This is a genomic window from Faecalibacterium intestinale (assembly GCF_040096575.1).
GTDB classification, from domain to species: domain Bacteria; phylum Bacillota; class Clostridia; order Oscillospirales; family Ruminococcaceae; genus Faecalibacterium; species Faecalibacterium intestinale.
Map to the genome: position 1 here is coordinate 1 of NZ_JBBMEN010000046.1, position 5790 is coordinate 5790.

Annotated in this window: 6 protein-coding genes; 1 reads left to right on the top strand and 5 read right to left on the bottom strand. The window is 58.7% G+C overall.

The genetic code is table 11. The annotated features are described in order from the left end of the window. Positions 1-240 precede the first annotated feature (240 nt). The gene (locus WMO20_RS14120) at positions 241-828 is read right to left on the bottom strand and encodes a DUF3793 family protein (protein ID WP_349187273.1); all 588 of its coding nucleotides are present in this window, start codon (positions 826-828) and stop codon (positions 241-243) included. A 320-nt stretch (positions 829-1148) separates the two neighbouring features. Here WMO20_RS14120 and WMO20_RS14125 point away from each other — a divergent pair, with 320 nt between their 5' ends. After that, positions 1149-1748, top strand: a complete 600-nt coding sequence (locus tag WMO20_RS14125) for a uridine kinase family protein (RefSeq protein WP_349187274.1) — start codon at positions 1149-1151, stop codon at positions 1746-1748. Positions 1749-2123: 375 nt separating this feature from the next. Here the strand turns inward: WMO20_RS14125 and rfbB are convergent, their stop codons facing one another. From rfbB to rfbA, 4 genes are all read right to left on the bottom strand, one after another. Next, positions 2124-3188 carry a dTDP-glucose 4,6-dehydratase gene (gene rfbB, locus WMO20_RS14130; protein ID WP_349187275.1) on the bottom strand — a complete coding sequence of 355 codons (1065 nt, stop codon included), beginning with the start codon at positions 3186-3188 and terminating at the stop codon, positions 2124-2126. A gap of 20 nt (positions 3189-3208) precedes the next feature. After that, positions 3209-3679, bottom strand: a complete 471-nt coding sequence (locus WMO20_RS14135; RefSeq protein ID WP_349187276.1) for a hypothetical protein — start codon at positions 3677-3679, stop codon at positions 3209-3211. Between the two features lie 80 nt (positions 3680-3759). Further along, positions 3760-4674 carry a dTDP-4-dehydrorhamnose reductase gene (gene rfbD, locus WMO20_RS14140; RefSeq protein WP_349187277.1) on the bottom strand — a complete coding sequence of 305 codons (915 nt, stop codon included), beginning with the start codon at positions 4672-4674 and terminating at the stop codon, positions 3760-3762. A 22-nt stretch (positions 4675-4696) separates the two neighbouring features. Continuing rightward, a complete protein-coding gene (gene rfbA / locus WMO20_RS14145) occupies positions 4697-5584 on the bottom strand; it encodes a glucose-1-phosphate thymidylyltransferase RfbA (protein WP_112090584.1) in 888 nt (295 codons plus the stop codon). Positions 5585-5790: the final 206 nt, after the last annotated feature.

Below are 5790 nucleotides of genomic sequence, written 5' to 3' on the forward strand. Positions count from 1 at the left end.
CCCAGCGGAGCGTCCCTGCACGCTGAAGGCAGGCAGAAACTTCCCCCGCGGAGCGCAGCGCATTCCCAATCGTCCCACCCCGCGCGGGAGCGCATTCCCCCAAACGCACGACTGCCCGGCGCAGGGGTCAAAACTGCACCGGGCGGTCATGTGTAAAAAGGAGGATTGCTCTCTCCTGTGTCGGAAGCATAGGAGAGTTGCCAGGATAAAAGAGAGTATTTGAAAAGAGAATATCAATTTTCAGGCGGCAACTGCCAGCTTTAAAATGGGCGTGCCGCTGTGGAACAGCCGCAGATACACCGCTGTGCACTTGGCCAGCTGGTCAAAGTGCTGCTGGGCGGCGGCGGGGTCGCCGTAGGACTTCCAGCACCCGCAGCAGGTAAAGCACTTGCCCCGGTAGCGGATAAAGCCCTCCACGTCCTCCAGCGGATAGCCCAGAAATACCCCGATCTCATGGGGGAAATCCGCCGCCTCTGCCGCACAGCACAGACGCAGGCTGAGCTGGTCGAGCAAGGCACCGCAGTCCGCTGCATCTTCCGGCAGACGGTAACCCTCCCGGGCTAAAAAGCCGCGCACGGCGGCATCTGCCAGCACCGTTTGCAGCTTGGCGGCGCGGTAGACGTACACCAGATACTGCCGGGTAGCGATGCACCCCCGCAGCACCCGCACCTGCAGACCCTTGGGGTTCAGCTGGGCGTTCCAGCCCGCCACCCGCCGGGCAAGGTCGGCACGGTCGCGCGTTTCGTAGCGGAACAGCCCCGCAGGCTTCAGCCCCGCCAGTACCGGGGCACATTGTTCGATCATTACGGTCTCAAAATCACGCTCCATGACGGTTCTCCTTTGGCGGCGGTGTCAGGGTCAGTGTGCCCCGGATGCCGGGCTGTTATGAGTAAGACGTAGCTAACCATCACTTCAAAAAAGAAGCAGCACGCCCGGGCTGCGGGCACTGCCGGTGGGGTCTTATGTGGTTAGTTATTTCTAACGTCAGTAGTGTACCACAGCACCACCGGCTGTGTCAAGCCTTTATGACAAAAAAGTTATTTATAGCAAACCACACCCGCGCTACCCTTCCGGCGGCAGTCGTGGTATAATGGGGATATTCTCGGGTCTGCCCCTTGGGGCGCACCCTGCCAAGGAGGTTCACCCCCATGCCCACACCCATCACCGCGTCCACCCTGTCTGCGCTGCTGAGCGCCGCGCTGGCGCAAAAGCCCACCCGCCCGCTGGTGCTGGCGCTGGACGGCCGCTGCGGCAGCGGCAAGACCACCCTTGCCAACGGGCTGGCGGCGCAGCTGCCCGGCTGCACCCTGCTGCGCACGGACGATTTCTATCTGCCGCCCGCGCAGCGCATCCCGGACTGGGCGCACACCCCCTGCGCCAACATGGATCTTACCCGTCTGCGGGACGAAGCGCTGCGCCTGGCCTACGCGGGGCAGACGGTGGCCTACCGGGCGTACAGCTGCCGGGAGGGGGCTTATCTGCCCCCGGCACAGCTGCCCGCGCAGCCGCTGGTGATCTTAGAGGGCAGTTACAGCCACCACCCGCTGCTGCGCCCCTACGAGACGCTGCGGGTATTCGTGACCTGCGCAAAGCCCGAGCAGACCCGGCGCTTACAGGCGCGGGAGGGCGCACGCTACGCGGATTTTGCCGCCCGGTGGGTGCCGCTGGAGGAGGGGTATTTTGCGCAGTACGGCATTGAGACATCAGCGGATTTTGTGGTAGATACCACCGCAGGCGGGACGATTTGAAATGGCTTCCGCTTTGCTCCGGCCATGTTCAGCGGAAAGAATATTTTTATTTCAGAATAGCGGAGCGTCTGCGGACGCTCCGCTATTCCATTTTCACGGGAGGGGTCACCCCTTCAGGCGCTAACGCGCCAGCTCCCCCAAGGGGGAGCCTTTGGGCTCCGCCGAAAACTTTACCGCCACCGCAATAAGCCGTCCCCTTGAGGGATGACTTCCCCCGCTCCGGGGGAAGATGTCGCGCAGCGACAAAAGGGGGAGTGTGGCTTGACGCGAAGCGGCAAGACGGAAGGGGTAACTGCCGGGAAAGCAAGCGTTGCACTTGAATCAAAAACTCCCCCTGCACCGTGAGATGCAGGGGGAGTTTAACTTTACAGGCTGTTACTTATTCTTGTACATATCCTGATAGTAGTTCTGGTAGTCGCCGCTGGTGACATGGTTCATCCACTCCTCGTGGTTCAGGTACCAGTCAATGGTCAGTACGATGCCCTTCTCGAAGGGAGTTTCGGGGTACCAGCCCAGATCGTTCTTGATCTTGGTGGGGTCGATGCCATAGCGGCGGTCGTGACCCAGACGGTCGGCGACGTGCTTGATGAGATCCTCGCTGATGCCCTCGTCCTTCAGGCGGTCGTGCAGCTGGGCGATGATGGTCTTGACGATGAAGATGTTGGGGCGCTCGTTGTGGCCGCCCACGTTGTACACCTCGCCGATCTTGCCGCCGTTGGCCACCATATCAATGGCCTTGCAGTGATCCTCCACATACAGCCAGTCGCGGATCTGCATACCGTCGCCGTAGACGGGCAGCTGCTTGTGGTGCTTGACGTTGTTGATCATCAGGGGGATCAGCTTCTCCGGGAACTGGTAGGGGCCGTAGTTGTTGGAGCAGCGGGTGATGTTCACCGGCATCCCGTAGGTGTCGTGGAAGGCCATGACGAACATATCGGCGCTGGCCTTGGAGGAGGAGTAGGGGCTGTGGGGGCACAGCGGAGTGGTCTCCATAAAGAAGCCGTCCGCACCCAGAGCGCCGTACACCTCATCGGTGGACACCTGCAGGTACTTCTTGCCATCTTTCCAAGTCTTGGCATCGGCATCGTACCATGCCTCCTTGGCGCGCTGCAGCAGGTTGACAGTGCCCATCACGTTGCTCTGCACAAAGATCTCGGGGTTCTTGATGGAGCGGTCCACATGGCTCTCGGCGGCAAAGTTGATGACGTAGTCGAAATCGTACTTTGCAAACAGGCTCTCCACCAGCTCCTTATCGCAGATATCGCCCTGCACGAACACATGGCGGGGGTCGCCCTCCACGTCCTTCAGGTTTTCCAGATTGCCTGCGTAGGTCAGCTTATCCAGATTGACCAGCAGGATCTCCGGGTATTTTTTGAGCATATAGTGCACAAAGTTGGAACCGATAAAACCGGCGCAGCCGGTGATCAGATAGGTTTTCATAGGTCAGTATTCCCCTTTATTTATTTGTTGTTGTTCCCGGACTGCGGGCGGGCTGCGGCGCGGGCGCGTTCCTCCTCGGCGCAGCAGTACTTTGCCACAAGGTAGAGGTTCTTGTTCATGCTGTTCATGGTCTTGCCCATGGCCTTGGCGTATGCTTCCAGCCCTTTGTTCATGCTGTGAATTTCCTCGTAGGTGGCTTGGGTGTACCGTGCCAGACCCTTACTCATGTTGCTGAGCTCCTTGTGGGTCTCTTTGGTGTACTCCACCAGCTCCGCGAAGGCATACAGTGCCCATGCAAGGAACATCTGCAGCACCCACAGCACCACAGCGGCCACCAGCCCCGCCACGATAGCTGAAAACTGGCTGAAGGGCTTCAGTGCTTCATGGATCGAACCGCACAGCATGGCCGCAAGCACAAAGGACAGCACACACTGCACCTTTGCAAAGATCTTTAATATCTTGACAGATCTGCTAAAAATCGCATCAAACATGATACATCCTCAGTTCTTCCGCAGGGGGTGTTGTTTTAAAAGCTGTTTTCGTAAGCGGTGCGCTTATGAAAACGGCTTCTTTACTTCATGCCGTTTTCGCCGTCCCAGTTGGCGAAGAAGCAGGCCAGTGCGTCCTTCCAGTCGCGGACATCGTTGCCCACAGTGCAGCGCAGCATCCGGTTGTCCAGTGCGCTCCACTTGGGGCGGTCGGCGCTGTCCGGGTGCTTTGCCTTGTACTCCTCGCTGGTGCAGGGGGCTACGGTAGCATCTACGCCGGAAAGGCGGATGATCTCGGCAGCAAAATCGTACCACGAGCAGATGCCCTCGCCGGTGCAGTGGTACAAGCCGTACTCGTGGGTCACGCACAGCTGCAGGATCTCGTGGGCAAGGTCGACTGCGTTGGTAGGGTTGCCGCACTGGTCGTTGACCACCTCCAGCTTACCGAACTTTTTGCCGACATTCACGATGGTCTTGACAAAGTTTTTGCCGTAGTAGCTGTACAGCCATGCGGTGCGCACGATGAAGTGGCGGTGGCAGAACTGCTCCACATACTTTTCGCCCATGAGCTTGGTAGAGCCGTAGGCGCTGATGGGCCCGGGCAGGGTGGCTTCATCCTGCGGAATGCCGCCGTTTTCCCGGCCGGAGAACACATAGTCGGTGGAAACGTGCACCAGCCGTGCGCCGGTCTTTTCGGCAGCCTGCGCCAGATTGCGGGGGCCAAGGGCGTTTGCCTTAAAGGCATCGTCGTGGTGCACTTCGCACCCGTCCACGTTGGTGTAGGCAGCGCAGTTGATGATGATATCCGGGCGGTTGCGCCGCACGAACTCGTCCACCATCTTGTAGTTGGAGATATCCAGCTCCGGCAGATCCACCGGGATCACCGTAGCGTTGAGCAGCTTTTCGGGGATGGGGCCCAGCTCGCTGCGGCCCTCCTGCAGCTGCTTGAGCAGCTCCGTGCCCAGCTGCCCTTTGCAGCCTGTGACAATGATTTTCATACCAATGTGCCTTTCCTTATGCTTAGTAGCGCAGCTTGCCTTCGGCCACGTTCTTCAGGTGCTGGCCGTAGGGGCTCTTGCCGTAGCGCTGGGCGCTTTCCAGCAGGGTGTCGCGGTCGATCCAGCCGTACTTGAAGGCGATCTCCTCCGGTGCGCTGATCTTGATGCCCTGACGCTTTTCGATCATGTGCACAAAGTCGGCAGCCTCCACAAGGCTTTCCATCGTGCCGGTATCCAGCCATGCAAAGCCGCGGCCCAGCAGCTGCACATCCAGCTCGTCCTTCTTCAGGTACATATCGTTCAGGGTGGTGATCTCCAGCTCGCCACGGGCAGAGGGCTTTACCTGCTTTGCCATCTCCACCACTTCCTTGTTGTAGAAGTACAGACCGGTGATGGCGTAGTTGGACTTGGGATGCTGGGGCTTTTCCTCCACGCTGAGCACCTTGCCGTCCTTGTCGAACTCCACGATGCCAAAGCGCTCGGGATCCTGCACATAGTAGCCGAACACGGTGCAGCGACCCTTGTTCTCTGCATTGGCCGCAGCGCTCTTGAGCAGCTTGGAGAAGCCGTTGCCGTAGAAAATGTTATCGCCCAGGATCATGGCGCAGCAGTCATCGCCAATGAACTCTTCGCCCAGAATAAAGGCCTGTGCCAGACCGTCCGGGGAGGGCTGCACCTTATACTGCAGATGGATGCCGTACTGGCTGCCATCGCCCAGCAGCGCCTCAAAGCGGGGCGTATCGGTAGGGGTAGAGATGATCAGGATATCCTGAATGCCCGCCAGCATAAGGGTGGACAGCGGATAGTAGATCATCGGCTTGTCGTAGACCGGCAGCAGCTGTTTGCTGGTGACCATGGTCAAAGGATAGAGCCGTGTGCCGGCACCGCCGGCGAGAATAATGCCTTTCATACTTGTGCACTCCTTTTTTCTTATAAAAAGATGTGCAGCTTAATTCAAAGCGGAGCTGCGTCCGCTGTAAACAATTTTGGGTCTGCCGCGTCCGTATTTTTGCAAAAGACGATAGCAGTACACTTTATTTTACTATGAAAGCACGCAAAATGCAAGAGGGTGAAACGTCAGAAAGCGGCGTGCCTTCATAGTAAAATAAAGTGTAC